Here is a 17,400-nt window from a genome sequence, read left to right on the forward strand (position 1 = left end):
AGTTGGGTTGTATAGCTTTCTTCTGTTATACTAAATGGGAATAGACAGAAGATTGATACATAGAGCGGGGGATCGGAGTGAAGAAACCATCTATAGCTATGACAATTGCAGGTTCCGATAGTGGCGGTGGGGCTGGAATACAGGCTGATCTTAAAACCTTCCATCAAAGAGGAGTTTATGGCACCAGTGCTCTTACTGCTATTACCGCTCAAAATACACAGGGTGTTCACGGTGTTCATGTAATGACCCCAGAGTTTGTTGCTGATCAAATCAGAGTCGTATTAGATGATTTGCCTGCTGATGCTGTTAAGACAGGCATGCTAGCTACTGCTCCAATTATTCAAGCGGTAGGGGAACAACTTCGCAAGCATCAAGCAACCAAATTGGTAATTGATCCGGTTATGGTGGCTAAAGGCGGTGCCAAGTTACTTCAGGATGAAGCGATTCAAGCGCTTTTGACTCAGCTTCTCCCCCAAGCTCATATGATTACTCCTAATTTACCGGAAGCTGAGGTTTTAGTAGGGAGAACGATTCAAAATGTAGCTGATATGAAGGAAGCAGCAAAATATCTCCACGAATATGGAGTAGCACACGTAGTAATGAAAGGTGGTCATATGCTTGATCACCAACTGACTGATCTATTATTTGATGGTCAATATTTTCATGAAGTTGAGCATGTACGAATTAACACTCGACATACTCATGGAACAGGTTGTACATTCTCAGCATGCCTTACAGCCGAATTAGCTAAAGGAGCTGATGCTGTAACCGCTTTTCATACCGCACAGCAATTTATCGTAATGGCTATTCAAACGGCACCAAATCTTGGCTCTGGTCATGGGCCAACAAACCACTGGGTTCAGCTCCCACTCTAAGTTACCTCTTATGGAAAACCTCTCTCGTTAGCTGATCGCGATTTCACAAAATCATGTAGATAATTTTTAACGGGAGAGGTGCTTTATTAGACAGGACGCATATGATAGTAGAATAACTATTCTGGTTTTTTACCTTTTCTTGAATAGCAATATCTATAGATGTAAGCGTTTTCGTTAATTAAGGAAGGAGTAATGCTTCATGTGGGTTAAATGGGTAAGTATACACCAGTCGTATGGTTTACCGAGAGCAGCTGAGGATTATCGGCAGAGATTAAAACTGGCTCATATCCGAAGTAGAATTACGTCCAAAAAGAGCGGAGCCACCTTCATTTATAATGTCCAGGTTCCTATTGGAGAAAAAGACAGAGCATTGCAGGTGCTTCATACTATGAAAAAAGAGATGCAATTATAATACCCAGTATTCCCCTTGCTACTGATGCATGTAACACGGAAATGCTAGTAGTAAGAGGAGGGATAGCATGACTACTCAGGTGCTGGAAAGACCATCCACTGCAAAGCAGGTCTTTGGAAATCAGACAGGGGGGAATGGCACAACAGGCCCAACTCGATACTTTGAGCCTGATTTGGTTTATTTTGAACCAGATGCGCTTTCCTTTCCACTTGGGAAACAATTGTATGAGAAATACCAGAAATCCGATATTCCTATTAAAATGACCACAAGTCACAATCAGGTGCGTGGAATTCCGGGGGATACGGAACTGCAACAATACCGCAATGCCAAACGTACTTTGGTGGTTGGCGTCAAAAAAACGCTTAAATTCGAACAGTCAAAGCCGTCTGCTGAATATGCGCTTCCTCTGGCGACGGGGTGTGCTGCACACTGTCATTATTGCTATCTAAATACAAATGTAGGTACAAAGCCATATGTTCGCGTCTATGTTAATACAGACGAAATTTTAGCAAAGGCCGAAGCATATATTCAGGAGCGAGTACCAGAGATAACTCGATTTGAAGCGGCTTGTACATCAGATCCGATCAATATTGAGCATCTAACAGGAAATCTAAAAAAAGCGATTGAATTTATGGGAAAGCAGCCATTGGGGCGCTTGCGCTTCGTGACTAAGTTCCATCAGGTTGACTCCTTACTGGATGCAAAGCATAACAAGCATACTCGTTTTCGGTTTAGCATGAATGCAGATTATGTCATACGAAATTTTGAACCGGGAACCTCTTCCTTTGAACAGCGAATTGAGGCAGCGGGAAAGGTCTCGATGGCTGGTTATCCGCTCGGTTTTATTATTGCACCACTGTACTGGTTTGCTGGCTGGGAAGCAGGATATACAGATTTATTGGAACGTCTCAGCTCACGACTAGATGATGAAGCAAAAAAGGATATCACTTTTGAATTGATACAGCACCGATTTACGAAAATAGCTAAAGGCCTCATTCTAAAGAGATACCCAAAAACAAAATTAATCATGAATGAGGAAGAACGAAAATACAAATGGGGAAAGTATGGGAAAGGTAAGTATGTCTATCCTGATATTCAAGCCAATGCATTAAAGACACATATGCAAAAAGAGATTGCAAGGCTCTTTCCGGATGCTAAGATTGAATATTTTACCTGACCTTTTAGTAACAAAAAAGATCGTGCGGATATCGTCTCGCATGATCTTTTTGTATGTACAGTGACATGTTTATATAACCTAAATTTATGGTAGGAATGAAAATAAATTACTAGACAGATAGCGTTCTCCACTGTCTGCACAAATAGCAAGTACTTTTTTTCGGGGCCTAATTGTTTGGCTACCTGCAAGGCTGCATAAACTGCTGCACCGGAAGAGGGTCCGACTAGGATTGCCTCTTGTGAAGCAAGCTTGCGTGTCGTTTCAATAGCTTGCTCATCGGTTATATGAATGATTTCATCGTATACTTGCTGATTCAGAATGGGAGGAATAAAGCCTGGACTTGTGCCTACAATTTGATGGGGACCTGGCTTTCCACCTGCTAATACTGGTGATCCAGATGGTTCTACTACAGCTATGTGCAGATCTTTGTAATGCTGACGTAATACCTCACCGCATCCAGTAATGGTTCCGCCTGTACCTGCCGTTGCCACAAATCCATCAAGTGAGCTTCCCATCTGTTCGATTATTTCTAAAGCAGTGGTATGCCGATGAATATCTGGATTTGAGGCATTCTCGAACTGCATAGGCATAAAGCTGTTTGAAATACTAGCGGCTAATTCCGTAGCTTTGCGAATGGCACCCGGCATTTTTTCGTCGCCAGGGGTGAGAATGATCTCAGCTCCATAAGCACGTAACAGTTGAATGCGTTCGCGGGTCATTGTATCTGGCATAACAATTATGCAACGGTATCCTTTAGCGGCACATGCCATTGCTAAACCGATGCCTGTATTGCCGCTGGTTGGTTCAATGACGGTAGAACCGACTAAAAGCTTGCCTGCCTTTTCTGCTTGTACAAGCATATGGTAGGCCGCTCGGTCTTTAACACTGCCGCTCGGGTTGTATTTTTCTAATTTTACAAAGACCTGTGCCATGTCTTGACTTATCAATCGTTGCAGCTGGACTATCGGAGTGTGACCGATTAAATCAGCCATGGTTTGAGCAACACGCATGTTCGATTCCTCCCTGTGGCTTTATTTTCATTGTTTCTTGTTAATTACATCATAACATATCGGAATTGTGTGTATAATAATTGGCTGCCTACTTCAGTATGTTTTTCCTTTCGACAAATGATCGTTTCACATGGTAAAATGATATTCGTTTTGGTCTTACTGGGAGGGGTACAGATACGCATGAAATCCATTTTTATTACAGTGGAAGGCCCGATTGGGGTAGGGAAAACCTCTTTGTCAAAGGCGATTAGCAAGCAGTGGGGCTTGGAGCTTTTGGAAGAGATTGTGTACGAGAATCCATTTTTGGACAAGTTCTACGAGAATATTTCGGAATGGAGCTTCCAGACTGAGATGTTCTTTCTTTGCAATCGCTATAAACAATTACAAGATATAGCAAAACGGCTACATAATGGGTACTCTGTTGTGGCTGATTATAATATTTTTAAGAATACAATATTTGCTAAACGGACATTGAGTGAAGATAATTTGCCAAAGTACCAGCAAATTTATGGCATCCTGACTAGTGATATTCCTCAAGCTAATTTAGTTATTTATTTAAAAGCTTCTGTCGAAACGGCGATGCAACGGATTGCACTACGTGGTCGAGGGATGGAACAAATGATTGAACGGTCTTATATGGAGAATTTAATCTCGGATTATGAGGAATTTATGCACCAATTTCAATTGATGCATCCAACAATCCCTGTATTGACTATCGAATGTGATCAACTAGATTATGTACACCAACCAGAAGATTTGGACTATGTTATAAAGCGTGTCGCACAATTTTTACCTAACAATCTAACTAAACAGCGATAAGGAGTATATCATGTCGGTTTTTCAAACAAATGAATTGCGTGAAAAGTATCAAATTCCAAGTGATGCGGTTATTACCATTGCTGGAATGGTGGGTGTAGGCAAATCAACGTTTACGAAAGCGCTAGCTGAATTGCTTGGATTCCGTGTTTCTTATGAAAAAGTAGACAATAATCCTTATTTGGATCGATTTTATGATGATTTATCGCGGTGGGGTTTTCATTTACAAATCTTTTTCCTTGCTGAACGCTTTAAGGAACAAAAACGTATCTTTGACTACGGTGGTGGATTTGTGCAGGACCGTTCTATTTATGAAGATACAGGCATCTTTGCTAAAATGCTGCATGATCAGGGAAATATGACAGATGAGGATTATCAGACGTATACTCAATTATTTGAAGCAATGGTGATGACACCTTATTTTCCGCATCCAGATGTGCTGATTTCTTTAGAGGGTAGCTTTGAGGATATCATTGATCGCATTCAGGAACGCGGTCGACCAATGGAACAACAAACTCCGCTTAGTTACTGGAAGGATCTGTATGCTAGGTATGACGAGTGGATTACTAATTTTACATCTTGTCCGGTATTGCGTGTTAATATCAATGAATACGACGTGATGGATGATATCAACTCTGTAGAGGTTGTATTAGCACGTTTGTCTGATAAAATTAATACAGCTCGTCATTACCGACGCTAGTTGTTCCGACGGCTTTGCTGAACAGAATAAGCAAAGCCGTCGTTTTGCTATATTGATTTAGATTGATCCTGCTTTAGGCTTCGATCATCTAGGAGTAAGGGGTTACTTGCAATGGAAGAACGTAAACCTAAAGTTTTCTGCAAACCGGTAAATGTAAAACCTACGAACCGGGGTATGATATAATAACCGAAGTAGTTACAAATGTAACAGACGAAATGAGAATCAAAGGGGTAGAGAGCATGGGAGACGCTTGGTTTGAAAAAAGCTTCCGAGAAGACTATCTGCTGGTATATCAGCATCGAGACGAGGCTTCTGCGGATCAAGAAATACATAATCTATTGGAACGTTTACCTATTAAGAGTAAGGGAAGAGTTCTAGACTTGTGCTGTGGAAGCGGTCGACACTCGCGAGCTATTGCCAAACGTGGTTATGAGGTAGTGGGAGTTGATTTATCTTCTGTGCTGTTAGAGCAGGCAGAGCTACTTAATGACCAAAAGCAGGTTACGTATTATCAATATGATATGAGAGATATTCCGTTTGAGTCGGAATTTGATATTGTTGTTAACTTGTTTACAAGCTTTGGATATTTCTCTGATGATCAAGAGAGTGCTAAGGTTATTAAAAATATGGCGAAAGCTTTACGCTCGGGTGGAGAAGTTGTGATTGATTACCTTAACCCAAGCTATGTAAAAGCTCATCTGGTTCCAGAATCTGAACGAGAAGCAAATGGCTTATTGATTACAGAACGTCGTCTTCTTGAAGATGGTTTTGTAAAAAAAGAGATTACAATCCAAGACGTTGAAGCGAGAGAGCCGCGTATCTATCAGGAACAGGTAAGATTATTTGAATTAGAACAGATGATGGGAATGCTAGAGGACGCTGGATTTATCCAGATTCAGGTCTTTGGTGACTATGCCTTTAAACCTTACGACAAGGGAAGCTCTCCGCGTATGATTTTTCATGCGGTAAAAAAGTAAAGTCGAAAAAAGGAAACGTTTACAAATAAAAAAGGCTTTTCAAAAGAGTGCTATAGCGGGTAAGCTAACAGATAAAGTGCTACTCTCTCAGATTAATAAGGAGGTAACTATGGATATTCATAACCATGCTGCTCTAATGGAAATACTAGAAAAAGCATATGTAAATCAACAAGTGCAGATAACATATACAGACTGGGAAGGCGACGAGCAAGAAGACGAGGTAGTAACTACCTTTCGTGGGACTTTGCTAGGGGTGAGTCTAGTCGATAATGAGTTCGAGGAAAAAGATTTGGCCCTTCGCTTCTTAGAAGATGACGATGAGGTAGAGCTTTTAATGGAAATCCCAGCGGACGAACAAGATCTTGGTGTGAGTGAAGAACAACTAGTACGTATTTTCGGTACAGAGGCGGAGCTTGTTCTAGCAAAATGAGAAATGTTGAAACCTACGGATATTACGGTACGACTGAGCGGATGTCTCAGAAAGAATCGTACCATTTGCATAAATATGTAAAGAGGAAGAAAAACCGCCTTGTGCAAAAAGGGCATTTCTACATTGATGTAGATGCCCTGCAAAGGCCGTGTCACCTAGATTGCTTCAATTGTCATATTGTTCATCGCGAAACGTGTTGTGAGAATGGACAACCGTATGCTGTACAGGACTGGCAGCTTTCCATTATTGAAGCAGAAAGTCGCTCTGTTGCTGTCGCCTATCTGAACGGTCGATCACAACAAAGGGTTATGGAGCATGGTTGCTTTGAATCGGCTGAACCAGGAGTTGTACGTATGGAAAAAGGCTCCTGTCTATTCTACGGACAGGTAGATGGACAGCGCTGCTGTTTGCTGCATGCTCATGGGCTGCGCGAGCAAAAGGATGTGCATTCCATCAAACCGTTTAGCTGTCAGCTATACCCGATTGATTTAGTGATGATGGACAATGAACACATCCTAATAACTGCTTTAACGGAAGAGACAGCAGCCTTTTCACGCTGGGGACATGAATATTTGGACATATTCTACTGTGCTAACAAGGAAAAACGTAAACAAGCAACGCACATTGAAGAACACCTTTTTTCATTAGACGGATATCAGCCTGCTTATATCTGGGGCCGAGAGCTTATCGAACGCTCTTTTGGTGAGGAAGCTTATCAGGCGGTTATCGAAGCCATATATCAGTACAGCTAGAGAGGGAGAAACTGCTATGGACATGGAGTTAAAAGGAAAGACGGTCAAAGAATCACGTACGGTGAAAGCATCGCTTATCTTACCTTCAGATACCAATCATCATGGTACCATTTTTGGCGGGACAATTATGTCTTATGTTGATGAAGTGAGCGCGATTGCGGCGATGCGCCATTCTCGCAAGCCAGTTGTAACAGCTTCGATTGATTCGGTTGACTTTATCGTACCCGCAAAGCTGGGCTTCTCAGTATGTGTGGACGCGTTCGTTACTTCGACGGGGCGTACGTCCATTGAGGTCTTTGTTAAAATCATCAGCGAGAATTTGCAAACTGGGGAACGTCAATTAACCGCTACTTCGTTTGTCACTTTTGTCGCTTTAGATGAAGATGGAAAACCGACTCCTGTACCACCAATCATTCCAGAGACGGAAGAAGAAATTTATCTCTACCAGACGGCACCACAGCGAATAAAAATGCGTAGGGAACGTCGGAATGCAACTCAACAGTTTTACGATTCATTAGATATTACGAAGGATATCTAGCAACAAAGAGAAGCCTAATCCCTGAAGCGAACACTGCTAGGGATTGGGCTTTTTTTGTATGAGACTTAAAAAATAAAATAAATACCAAAAAATACTAGGGAAAAGGGAAAAGAAGCAGAATAAGTAAAATAGCTAACGTGAAGAAATAGCACCTATGGGATAGTACGCAACAAATATTCCACCCATAGGAGGTGAGTCAGCCATTGCAGGCTGAGAAAAATGGGTATCAAACAAACAATAGGTACCAATTATCATAATTCACTCATCAGACTATCTGAAAATTTCGATCCCGTTATGCATAGGTTCCGTAAAAGCTATGAGGATACTCAGAACCAAGGCTGGATGATACCACTGGTATTAAAGCTTGTCCCAGATGTTAGAAGAATGATGGAAGCCGTGAAGAATTTGGACTCGGAAGGAATTGTTAAATCGCTAAGCTCAGTAATACCGAGTGTTGGTATTATTGGAATTCCTTTTGCAGTTCCCTATTTAGGAGTGTCATCTGTAGTAGGTTTTGGAATATCAGGGCTAATTTTATTTGTTTCATTAAGTAGATACCTTTGGTTAATGACGCAGCTAGATAGTACTCATTTTCATATAGGAGCGTATCGGTTTTTAAAAAGAAGAGAGTATGATCTTTTTACAGGGAGCTTTTTGTTTTCGGATTTCTCCTTTAAAGGCTTGTTATATGTTGTCAATCATTCTTTAAATGGAGAAGAAGAATTAAACAAAACGTTTGAAAGACTAAAAAACGAATTTGATAGCTTTACATTTGCTCATCAAGCAAGGTATGAGGAAAAAGAATCCCATCTTTTAAAACAAAACAATGAGCTAGAGGAAGAATTATTACGGCAAAAAGAGGTTATAAACTCGATTATTACCAAAGCAGATCAATCTCTTCATCAGCTATATGATGAACTAAGCGAGGCAAACTTATCCTCTGAATACATGGCGGATTTACTTGACCGGCTAATCACTATTTTATACCGATATCGAAATGGCCGGTTTTCCGTTTCTGACTTGAAATTAATTGCAGACTTTACGATTTATAAGGTAGAAGGAGGACACCTAATAAAAATTGCTGATGAGGGCACAAGTGGTCATAGCCTAGGGGTGATCAGTATGGACTCCAAGGAACATGCTACGTGGGCGGCTGTGCAGGTTGTTAAAACGAAATCTACTGACCCTCTTTTCAATGAACCTCGGAAAAACTATTATATTGCTTCTTATCTGATGAGAATGGGGAATAATGAGCTGTGGGTGTATAATCTTCATTTTCATCGAGACCGGAACAAAAAAGCGGTAGACTTGACAATTCATGATATAATTGATAATAAATTACTGTTCAGATTGATACATGTTCTATGTCTTTTACTGCAAAGCACTGGATTTCCTAAGAAGGAGGAGAGCTCAGATGACCACCTCTTATCAAGATGACACAGACCTACGAAGAATCGTATCCTTAACCCAAAATGAAATCAGTCAAAAACGACAAAAGACTGCTAAAGATATCATTCAGGGCTTTAATCTTATGGCATCCCGTGTTGTAGAAGAAAATAATATACAAATTGCCGCGACACTTAGTGGATCAAAGCATACAGATAGAAAGTCCTAAGCGATAGGGCTTTTTTATTTTGGTCTTGTAACGTTTACATTTTGTTGGTTCTCCATATACTGATAAAAAGGAGGAGAAGGGATGAAGGCTGGTCTTAAGCAAAATGTTTTTGTTCTAAAATGCTACCCCCAAAGAATTCCGAATGAATCCATGAAACAAATCATTAAAAATCGCACAGAAAATGCAAATCGAATCCTTGCTCATTGGAATCAATATACAGAGCGAATTCGTTTTCTTATGAAATAAGATACAGCTATAACGATAAATGCAGGAAGGCACAGAGGATGTTTTTGACATCTGTGCCTTTTTTGAGTGCGTTATTTTACAATTTAGTTGGTAGATAGGATATCTTCTTGGAGGATTTGTTCTGCTAAAGCTAAATCTACATGCAGTTCTCGATCCACCTCAAGCTTTGGTATTACACGACGCAGACGTTGATAGGCTCTTGATGTTCCTTCTCCCAGTTTTCCAGTTGAGAATTCAATTGCTTGGCCAGCACAAATATATTCAATAGCTAAAACTTTACGTACATTGGCTAAAACAGTACGAAGCTTACGCGCTGCGGTCGTTCCCATACTGACATGATCCTCCTGATTGGCAGAGGACGGGATAGAATCAACAGAAGCAGGGTGACATAGTACCTTGTTCTCAGAAACGATCGAAGCAGCTACATATTGGGCGATCATAAATCCAGAATGTAAGCCGCCATTAGGTGTTAGAAATGCTGGTAGGTTACTGAGCTGAGGGTTAACGAGACGCTCTGTCCGGCGCTCCGAAATATTGGCTAACTCAGACATAGCAATTGCTAAAAAATCGGCTACCAACGCCATCGGTTGACCATGGAAATTACCGCCTGAAATGACATCTCCCGTTTCAGAAAATAAGATTGGATTATCTGTGACACTGTTGCATTCACGTGTTACTGTTTGCCAAACATACTCCAGTGTATCACGAGTAGCCCCATGTACTTGCGGGATACAACGCAGACTGTAGGCATCCTGTACCCGAATTTCTCCTTGTTCGGTTGTGCGTTCACTATTTGCTAGATGTTGTAACATCCGTCGCGCAGACTCTTGCTGACCTGGATGAGGCCGTACAGCATGCAATTGAGCATCGTATGCTTTGGGAATTCCGTGAAGTGCTTCCACTGTTAACGAAGCAATAACTTCAGCATTTTCCATAAGAGAACGCGCATCATAAAGAGCAAGACATAAGAGAGCGGTCATTGCCTGTGTCCCATTTATTAATGCTAATCCCTCTTTGGCTCCTAGACGAACGGGAGTCAGATTAGCTTTTTGCAAAGCATCCTTTCCTGACATCCGTTTTCCTTGATATTCGGCTTCTCCCTTACCCAGCATCACCAATACCATGTGTGCTAAGGGAGCCAAATCACCACTAGCCCCTAAAGAGCCCTGCTGAGGAATAATGGGATGAACACCGCGATTGCACATCTCTACTAACAATTGAAGGGTCTTTAAATGAATGCCTGAAAAACCTTGGGATAAAGCATTGATTCTAAGGATCATCATGGCACGAACCACCTCGGTAGGATAAGGCTCTCCCATTCCGCAAGCATGGCTCATAATTAAATTTTCCTGTAAATGGCTAACATCTTCCTGAGAGATCATGACGTCTGAAAATTTACCAAACCCTGTAGTGATTCCATATACGACTTTTTCTTCATGGATTATTTCTTCTACCATTTCACGAGAGTGGAGTACTTTGGCAACAGCATTAGAAGAAAGAGAAATAGGATGATGCTTACGAGCTACCATAACAACCTGTTCAATTGAAAGAGAAGTACCGTCTAATGCTAGTGCGTGTTGAATGGACATGATAAATTTCCTCCTTTAGCAGAGCAGAGAGCGAAAATAAAAGGGGCTAGGAACGAATTCCTAACCCCTTGTTACCCTGATATATAGTTGACATGTCACATTTATATTGGCATGTTACCCTCATTCGCTATTCCTCGCTTTTCGTAATATTGTTATTATGTCAAACGGATAGCCTGAGTGTCAATAAGAGTGTTTGTATAAATAGGTTTGGGCGCGGGTCTTCACCCAAATTGGGCATTGGTCAGGGGTGCATATACTGGTTATTTATCATACCATGCTATATGTCATGTAATAATGAAAGGATGGGGTTAATCGAATGGAAAGTAGTAGCATATATATGCCTGCCAGGGAAAAATATCCGCCTAAGGAAATGATGCCAGTAAGGCCAGCACCAAAAAAGGAGTATCCCAGAAGGCCTACAAGGCCTATGAAACCAATGCGACCAATGCCCAGGCCGCCTAGACAAAGACCTACTGCCCCCATGGTACAGCCCAAAATAGAGATCTATATCTTTAAGTATCATTTCCATTATGAAAAAATGATGGGCTATGAGGATAAGTGCATGCGACATAGAAGATCTCCTAGGCACTACCACAAATATTATCAAATGTATAAGCATCACAAGAAAAAAATGAATTATTACTACCAAAAATGTTATGCCTGCAACTATCACCCAAGTGATTCATGTAGCTCGCATTCTGCCTCTCATTCTTTCTCCGAATCCAGTTGTTCAGCTTCTAGTCCTTCCCATTATGTAGAGCCTTACAAAGATGACGGATGTAAGTGCGGAGGTAAATGTGGCGGCGCATGCAGCGGTAAGTGTGGTCGGTGGCAAAAATAGTCGCTAACAAGCATAAACGTTTCATACTAGTTAGGTCCCACTATCCCTGTGATTGTGGGCTTATTTTTGTACATAGGTTTATAGATAAATGGATTCTTGAGTCTGATTATTGGCTAGCATTTCATTACGCAGTTTCAAAAGAGCTTCATCCTTATTTTTACATTCAAGCATAATATCCACATTATAGTTCTCTAATAGAGGGAGATATGACATAAAGTCCTCATACAAAATATCATCTGCGTGACTGCGATACTCTTTATCAGATTTAGGTGTAGAAAAGTGCATTTTAACAGTCCGAGTTCCCCAAGTTTTGATGATACGCGGTAAGTATTCAGCTAAATCCTCCCCATTATGAAGACAGCGATGATGATGGATATCGAGTACCATAGGTATCTTAATACGCTCACATAAATGTAAGACTTCGCGCATAGTAAAAGAGGTATCGTCATTTTCTACGACGAGGCGCTTTTTTATTTTCTCCGGTAGCTGTAAAAAATTCTCCTCAAACCGATTAAGTGAGCTTTCTTTATCATCATAAACGCCCCCTACATGCGTGACTAACACGGAGTTTTCATCGAGGCCCATTAAATCAAAGACAGAGGCGTGATAATAAAAATCCTTAGTGGTGCTCTCCAGAACTTTTTTAGACGGTGTATTTAAAATGCTGTAATGACCTGGATGGGTGGTCATTCGTATGCCATGCGCACGAATATATTCTCCTACCTTATTAAAATCCCAAGTAAATTCCTTTGCCCAATCCCATTGCTCTGCAACAGAATGTGTAGCAAAAGGCACAAATTCAGAAGGTAATCGGTATAGAAATATGCCATGCTCCACGTTGTATTTCAACAGATCTAAGAGATTAAAAAAATTAGTTTGCATGATTTTTCGTAGTTTTTTTAACTGGTCAGGAGGAGAAAGCTTAGCTAGTTGTCCCAATGTAGTTTTTTTATTTGGATTGTTCTTGGTTGCCATACTGATGCAGGCATAGCCCAGACGGATCAATCATGCTCATTCCTTTCTCCTAATGGTTGGTTAGGAGTAGTATTACCCGATTCATGAAAAAAAGAATACATGAATGTAAGAAGAAGGTGGAAACATAAGCATGATCTGGATGATAGAGGAGGCGTTAACATGGCAGAACATTTATTAGCAGAACAATATCGGGATGGCCTACAGACATTTGGACAAATGATGCCAAATGTATTGCAAGCCTACAATCAATTTACGAGCGCTTGTTTTGCTTCCGGTGCGATGGATAGCAAACAGAAGCACTTAATGGCCCTTGGAATTTCTTTATATGCAGGTAATGAGCACTGTATTGTCTATCATATGGAGGCTGCCTTAGCTGAGGGTGCTAGCCAGCAGGAGATTGCAGAAACAGTAGGCGTCTCTGGAGCGTATGGAGGCGGAACAACTTTTTCGCATGGTGTTATTTTAGTTACCGAGGTTATGAAAGCAAAAAATCAAATTCAATAAAAGAATATGATAAAAAAGATGGTAGCCAGAGAATGGCTCAACCATCTTTTTTACAGTTAGCTCGGGGCAATATGTAATGCATTTTTGACTACATTAAACGCAAGTGTTAGCAAGAGTAGGAGCAACTTTCTCCATTTTTTTAGCTTGGATTTTCATAAGGAAGTACCTCCTTTCTGTTGTCAATTCGATTAATAAGGCAGTTTATGAAAATGAACTAGTCTTACATTAAACGCAAGTGTTAGCAAGGGTAGGAGCGACTTTCTCCATTTTTTTAGCCTGAATTTTCATAAGTAGGACCTCCTTTATGTTTTGTTTTTGTAAGACATGCTCAGTATAAAATATATTCTGAATATTTACAATATTTTTTTGATAAACTATTTTTATAAATATTGAAATAACCCTTATTGATTTCTGACAACATTTTTACAGATGTCCGGAATTTGGAAGAAAAACGATTGTAATCATGCTTTTTCGCAATCTTTTCGTGAAAAATGTTGTATAATAGGAATATAAGAAGGAAATAACGGAGGATATCGTATTTACGATAGATGTTACATAACGGTTCACGGAGAGGAGAGATGGGAATTTGACCAATGTCACCTGCCAAATTGCTCCCGGTGTTTGGACGATCATCACTTATGAAGACTCATGGAAAAGTTACATCAATAATTATGTAGTGGAACGAAATGGACGGTTTTATTTAATTGATACAAATCTTAAAAAGCAACGTTCGTATTTTCAGCAAGCACTTGAGGATATTGGTGCCACTTCAGATAAAGTGGAAGATGTGCTATGTACCCATCGTTTGCCTGATCATATTGGAAATGTGGAGTTGTTTGCCACCAGCCAAAATTGGATTCACCTGCATGATTTTTTTGAACTAGATGATTTTTCGCAAACGTTATTCGGTCATTCCTTTACGGGAGAAAAAGGGCAGATTGGGCTGTTTTCATTTGTGAACTTACCAACTTATACAGAGGGCTCAGTAGCTTTTTTTGATTCCGAAACAAATATTTGTTTTATTGGCGATCACCTTCATTTTTTTGGTATGGACATTGAGCAGGTGATCGGTTATCAGGAGAAATGTCGAAAAGAGCTTATTTTTTATTTCGTGGCCTGGTTACAACGTTGTCCTGATATCGATCAGGTTATGGGATTTCTAGAAGCAACCAAATCATTACTACAGTGGCCCATTGAAATATTGGCGACAGGGCATGGTCCAATTCTACAAGGTAATATTCCGCAATTCCTCCAGGAAATCGTGGAGATATTGTCTCAATACACGGAGCAGCGCTTGGCTTGAATTCATGAAGAGATGACCTAGTAACAAAGAAAGCTCTTAGCTATAGGGCTGTAAAAATAATAGATGACGAATGCATAGTAGGAAAACAAAAACCCTTGTCCACAGTCTGACCCGATTCTTCAAGTGAATCGGGTTTTATAGGCTGAGAAAATGACCGAACGGGCATTTTTTCATGTTTTGAAGTTTCAGTCGTTGCCAAGTACTCTTATTTTGACGAGGAAAGAGAGAAAGACTAATACGCGAATTAGGAGGGGCTGAAAGCGAGGCTACTGGCCATTTAAAGAGCTGAAGATTGAATGACCAGCCAGGATCCGGATGAACTGCCCCGAACCATGCTTAGCGTATGATAAAACGCGCTTAGCAGGTCATGATTAGGGCTTAGCGTATATTTTCGTTAAAATGCTGGCAGACCCCCATTCATAAAATAGACTGTTAACAAAATAAAAACCAATTATATCAAGAAAGGCTCATGATACAACTGGTTTTTTATATGATTAACATTTTCTTACTTTATATCTAAAGATAAATGTACATTTATACTAAATGAAGAGGCGGGTTTTACTAGAATACTTGCACTAATCTATAAGCATTATTTGTAACATCATATACACTCACTTGTAATTTACTTCCAAAAATACCCTCTATTTTTGCTTTACCATTAAGTGTTAAATTCTTCTTATTATCAAAGGAGATTCCAGTAATTTGATTTCGTTGATCATTCGTTAAATCTTTTAACATGTCTGCTGTCGCATAGGTGAAAGAGTACTCTTTATCCAGTCGAGGGAATCCAGGGCCAACATATGATGCATTTACTCTTAATTTTGAATTTACATTAGTTGCTTTACCAGTGAAGTCTATATCTCCAGTGAAGCTTTTCTTGTATAGATTTACTACCACCTTATAGGTTTTACCTGCTGGTACCTTGATGTTTTGAGGAGATGCTGTAAGCGTCTTCGTATCTGTAGTTGTGTTCGTTGTACTCGTAGCGGAATTGAATTCTGCACTCAGTTTTATTCCATCTTTTAATAAAATAGGAATTTTGAAAATAGTATCTCCACTACCTCCGATTTTAAATCCATTTGTAACAGTAGAACTTACAGTGTTTGTAACTGAATGAGAATAGGATGCTGTCGTAAATGTTTGATCCTGATCGGTTGTATTTTTAAATTCGTTTTCACCTATATATTCTGGTTGTAAGTCATTATATGTTACGTTATTTATATCAGAGGCGTTCAGATCTAAGGACATGGTAGTCTTTTTTTCTTTTAATTGGTTTACATAATAGTAAGTCGAGATTTCTTTCCCTCGAAGGTTATTTTGATAATAAAAATCAGAAATTTTGTTCATCTGTTCGTCAACGTTAGTAACATTGGAAGAGTAGGCAGATTTGACAGAGGATTTATGAGCATTTCCTAGTAAATCATTTCTTATCATATTGCTTTTTTCTTCCGCTATTTTCTTATTGTCAGTCTTTTGTTCTGTGTTGCTGACTGCATAAGATGTTACTGGATAGACCGCGAGCTGGGATAAGACGGCTGAAATTGTAAGACATTTGCATATTCTTTTTAGTTTCATACAATTCACTCCTCTTAATTGTTTTCGAAGAGACAATCGGAATGTACCCGATTCTTTCTTCTTTTCACTTGCAAATTCATTATACAAAAAATAGAAGATTATGTTGTGAAATTATTCACATTTAATACCACGTTTTTTTAATAAATATCTTTAAAAATCCTATCGGAGAAGGGGCAGTGGCCAATTTTTTCCTTAGCAAAAAAATATAAAAAAACTTGTGAGCTGAAGGGTAATGGCTCCTAGCCCACAAGTAAAAACCTCACCGGATCATCCTGCATGAGAAGCCGCTTTTGTCCATTCTTGTAGACGCAAGTCAAGTTCTTCTTTACGGAGAAACAGTGTTTGAGAATATGCGTAGTTCCTGATTTTTTCAATATGCTCGACTGCGAGCGTATAACGTCCTGCTGCGGCTTCTATTTCAGCTAAACAAAAATACTGCAAAGCAGGGCGGATTCGTCTTCGCTGTAATAATGATAAGGCGTGCTTAGCAGCTGGAAGGTCCCCCATTCGAGCTTGACAGCAAATAATGACGCCCAGAGCACTGTGCATACGCGGATCTCTCTTATATAGATGTATGCCAATTTGCAGAGCATCCCGATATCGTCCCCGATAATAGCAGGCAACAGCCAAATTGTAAAAAAGATGCTGTAAGAGGCCACGATGAAATAATGTGGGTGATTCTTTACACAAGATAATAGCCTGAGTAATATATGATTCAGCTGCATCGTACTTCCCTTGTAGTAGCTGTTGACTTGATTTGTCGAGTAGCGCTACTGAGCGCTTTTTGTTTCTTAGATAAGAAGCCTCCAGGATCGTTTGCATACGCTCGGGGTTTCGCTTGCATAACAACGTTCTGTAATAGTAGCGAAAAGGCCACTGCAAACGGAGTAAGCCAACGAATAAAACTACTGCCAATCCGGTCAGTGTAGCAGGCAACGTCATCTGAAAATAATGCATATGAACCCTACTCCTCTTCCGTTTTTTCCGTCAAAAAAGTATCTTCATGATATCACAGCTAAGATGACAGGTATAGGGAGGGTTGTATCTGAGTCGGCTGAGAAAAAA

At 40.1% G+C, this 17,400-nt stretch carries 18 protein-coding genes and 1 pseudogene; 14 read left to right on the plus strand and 5 right to left on the minus strand.

Annotation, left to right across the window (positions count from 1 at the left end):
• Positions 1 to 77 precede the first annotated feature (77 nt).
• The 3 genes from thiD (at position 78) to splB (ending at position 2,464) form a co-directional block, all read left to right on the plus strand.
• A complete protein-coding gene (gene thiD, locus GOP56_RS00270) occupies positions 78 to 875 on the plus strand; it encodes a bifunctional hydroxymethylpyrimidine kinase/phosphomethylpyrimidine kinase (RefSeq protein ID WP_163244177.1) in 798 nt (265 codons plus the stop codon).
• Positions 876 to 1,074: 199 nt separating this feature from the next.
• Positions 1,075 to 1,287, plus strand: a complete 213-nt coding sequence (locus GOP56_RS00275) for an SPOR domain-containing protein (protein WP_163244178.1) — start codon at positions 1,075 to 1,077, stop codon at positions 1,285 to 1,287.
• A gap of 67 nt (positions 1,288 to 1,354) precedes the next feature.
• Positions 1,355 to 2,464 carry a spore photoproduct lyase gene (gene splB, locus GOP56_RS00280; RefSeq protein ID WP_003338142.1) on the plus strand — a complete coding sequence of 370 codons (1,110 nt, stop codon included), beginning with the start codon at positions 1,355 to 1,357 and terminating at the stop codon, positions 2,462 to 2,464.
• A gap of 84 nt (positions 2,465 to 2,548) precedes the next feature.
• Here splB and cysK read toward each other — a convergent pair.
• A pseudogene (gene cysK / locus GOP56_RS00285) lies at positions 2,549 to 3,474 on the minus strand (cysteine synthase A).
• A 180-nt stretch (positions 3,475 to 3,654) separates the two neighbouring features.
• Here cysK and GOP56_RS00290 point away from each other — a divergent pair.
• From GOP56_RS00290 to GOP56_RS23245, 9 genes are all read left to right on the plus strand, one after another.
• A complete protein-coding gene (locus GOP56_RS00290; RefSeq protein ID WP_003338140.1) occupies positions 3,655 to 4,293 on the plus strand; it encodes a deoxynucleoside kinase in 639 nt (212 codons plus the stop codon).
• 10 nt (positions 4,294 to 4,303) lie between these two features.
• On the plus strand, positions 4,304 to 4,990 hold the full coding sequence (locus tag GOP56_RS00295; protein ID WP_035318867.1) for a deoxynucleoside kinase: 687 nt from the start codon (positions 4,304 to 4,306) through the stop codon (positions 4,988 to 4,990).
• Between the two features lie 239 nt (positions 4,991 to 5,229).
• Positions 5,230 to 5,967, plus strand: a complete 738-nt coding sequence (locus GOP56_RS00300; RefSeq protein ID WP_163244179.1) for a class I SAM-dependent methyltransferase — start codon at positions 5,230 to 5,232, stop codon at positions 5,965 to 5,967.
• Between the two features lie 109 nt (positions 5,968 to 6,076).
• Positions 6,077 to 6,397, plus strand: coding sequence for a hypothetical protein (locus GOP56_RS00305; protein WP_003343761.1), 321 nt, complete (start codon positions 6,077 to 6,079; stop codon positions 6,395 to 6,397).
• Complete coding sequence (locus tag GOP56_RS00310) at positions 6,394 to 7,149, plus strand: DUF3109 family protein (RefSeq protein WP_003338136.1); 756 nt, start codon at positions 6,394 to 6,396, stop codon at positions 7,147 to 7,149. Before GOP56_RS00305 ends, GOP56_RS00310 begins: the two co-directional genes overlap by 4 nt.
• A gap of 16 nt (positions 7,150 to 7,165) precedes the next feature.
• Positions 7,166 to 7,687 (plus strand): acyl-CoA thioesterase, encoded by a 522-nt coding sequence (locus GOP56_RS00315; RefSeq protein ID WP_003338135.1) that lies wholly within the window; start codon positions 7,166 to 7,168, stop codon positions 7,685 to 7,687.
• A 219-nt stretch (positions 7,688 to 7,906) separates the two neighbouring features.
• Entirely contained in the window at positions 7,907 to 9,124 is a 1,218-nt protein-coding gene (locus tag GOP56_RS00320) for a hypothetical protein (protein WP_163244180.1), read from the plus strand.
• Positions 9,102 to 9,302, plus strand: coding sequence for a hypothetical protein (locus GOP56_RS00325; protein ID WP_101667827.1), 201 nt, complete (start codon positions 9,102 to 9,104; stop codon positions 9,300 to 9,302). Before GOP56_RS00320 ends, GOP56_RS00325 begins: the two co-directional genes overlap by 23 nt.
• A gap of 81 nt (positions 9,303 to 9,383) precedes the next feature.
• Positions 9,384 to 9,548 carry a hypothetical protein gene (locus tag GOP56_RS23245; protein ID WP_174250644.1) on the plus strand — a complete coding sequence of 55 codons (165 nt, stop codon included), beginning with the start codon at positions 9,384 to 9,386 and terminating at the stop codon, positions 9,546 to 9,548.
• Positions 9,549 to 9,631: 83 nt separating this feature from the next.
• Here GOP56_RS23245 and hutH read toward each other — a convergent pair whose 3' ends face one another.
• Positions 9,632 to 11,137: a histidine ammonia-lyase gene (hutH, locus tag GOP56_RS00330; RefSeq protein ID WP_163244181.1), complete on the minus strand. Its 1,506-nt coding sequence runs from the start codon at positions 11,135 to 11,137 to the stop codon at positions 9,632 to 9,634.
• A gap of 919 nt (positions 11,138 to 12,056) precedes the next feature.
• Positions 12,057 to 12,983 (minus strand): UV DNA damage repair endonuclease UvsE, encoded by a 927-nt coding sequence (gene uvsE / locus GOP56_RS00340; RefSeq protein WP_163244182.1) that lies wholly within the window; start codon positions 12,981 to 12,983, stop codon positions 12,057 to 12,059.
• A gap of 129 nt (positions 12,984 to 13,112) precedes the next feature.
• On the opposite strand from uvsE, the gene GOP56_RS00345 reads away from it, so the two are divergent.
• On the plus strand, positions 13,113 to 13,457 hold the full coding sequence (locus tag GOP56_RS00345; protein ID WP_003338127.1) for a carboxymuconolactone decarboxylase family protein: 345 nt from the start codon (positions 13,113 to 13,115) through the stop codon (positions 13,455 to 13,457).
• A 586-nt stretch (positions 13,458 to 14,043) separates the two neighbouring features.
• The gene (locus tag GOP56_RS00350; RefSeq protein WP_163244183.1) at positions 14,044 to 14,760 is read left to right on the plus strand and encodes an MBL fold metallo-hydrolase; all 717 of its coding nucleotides are present in this window, start codon (positions 14,044 to 14,046) and stop codon (positions 14,758 to 14,760) included.
• Positions 14,761 to 15,321: 561 nt separating this feature from the next.
• Here the strand turns inward: GOP56_RS00350 and GOP56_RS00355 are convergent.
• The gene (locus GOP56_RS00355) at positions 15,322 to 16,335 is read right to left on the minus strand and encodes an ETX/MTX2 family pore-forming toxin (RefSeq protein ID WP_163244184.1); all 1,014 of its coding nucleotides are present in this window, start codon (positions 16,333 to 16,335) and stop codon (positions 15,322 to 15,324) included.
• A 267-nt stretch (positions 16,336 to 16,602) separates the two neighbouring features.
• Positions 16,603 to 17,292: a tetratricopeptide repeat protein gene (locus GOP56_RS00360; RefSeq protein WP_163244185.1), complete on the minus strand. Its 690-nt coding sequence runs from the start codon at positions 17,290 to 17,292 to the stop codon at positions 16,603 to 16,605.
• Positions 17,293 to 17,400: the final 108 nt, after the last annotated feature.

The organism is Brevibacillus sp. 7WMA2, assembly GCF_010748895.1.
Classification (GTDB): Bacteria; Bacillota; Bacilli; order Brevibacillales; family Brevibacillaceae; genus Brevibacillus_B; species Brevibacillus_B halotolerans.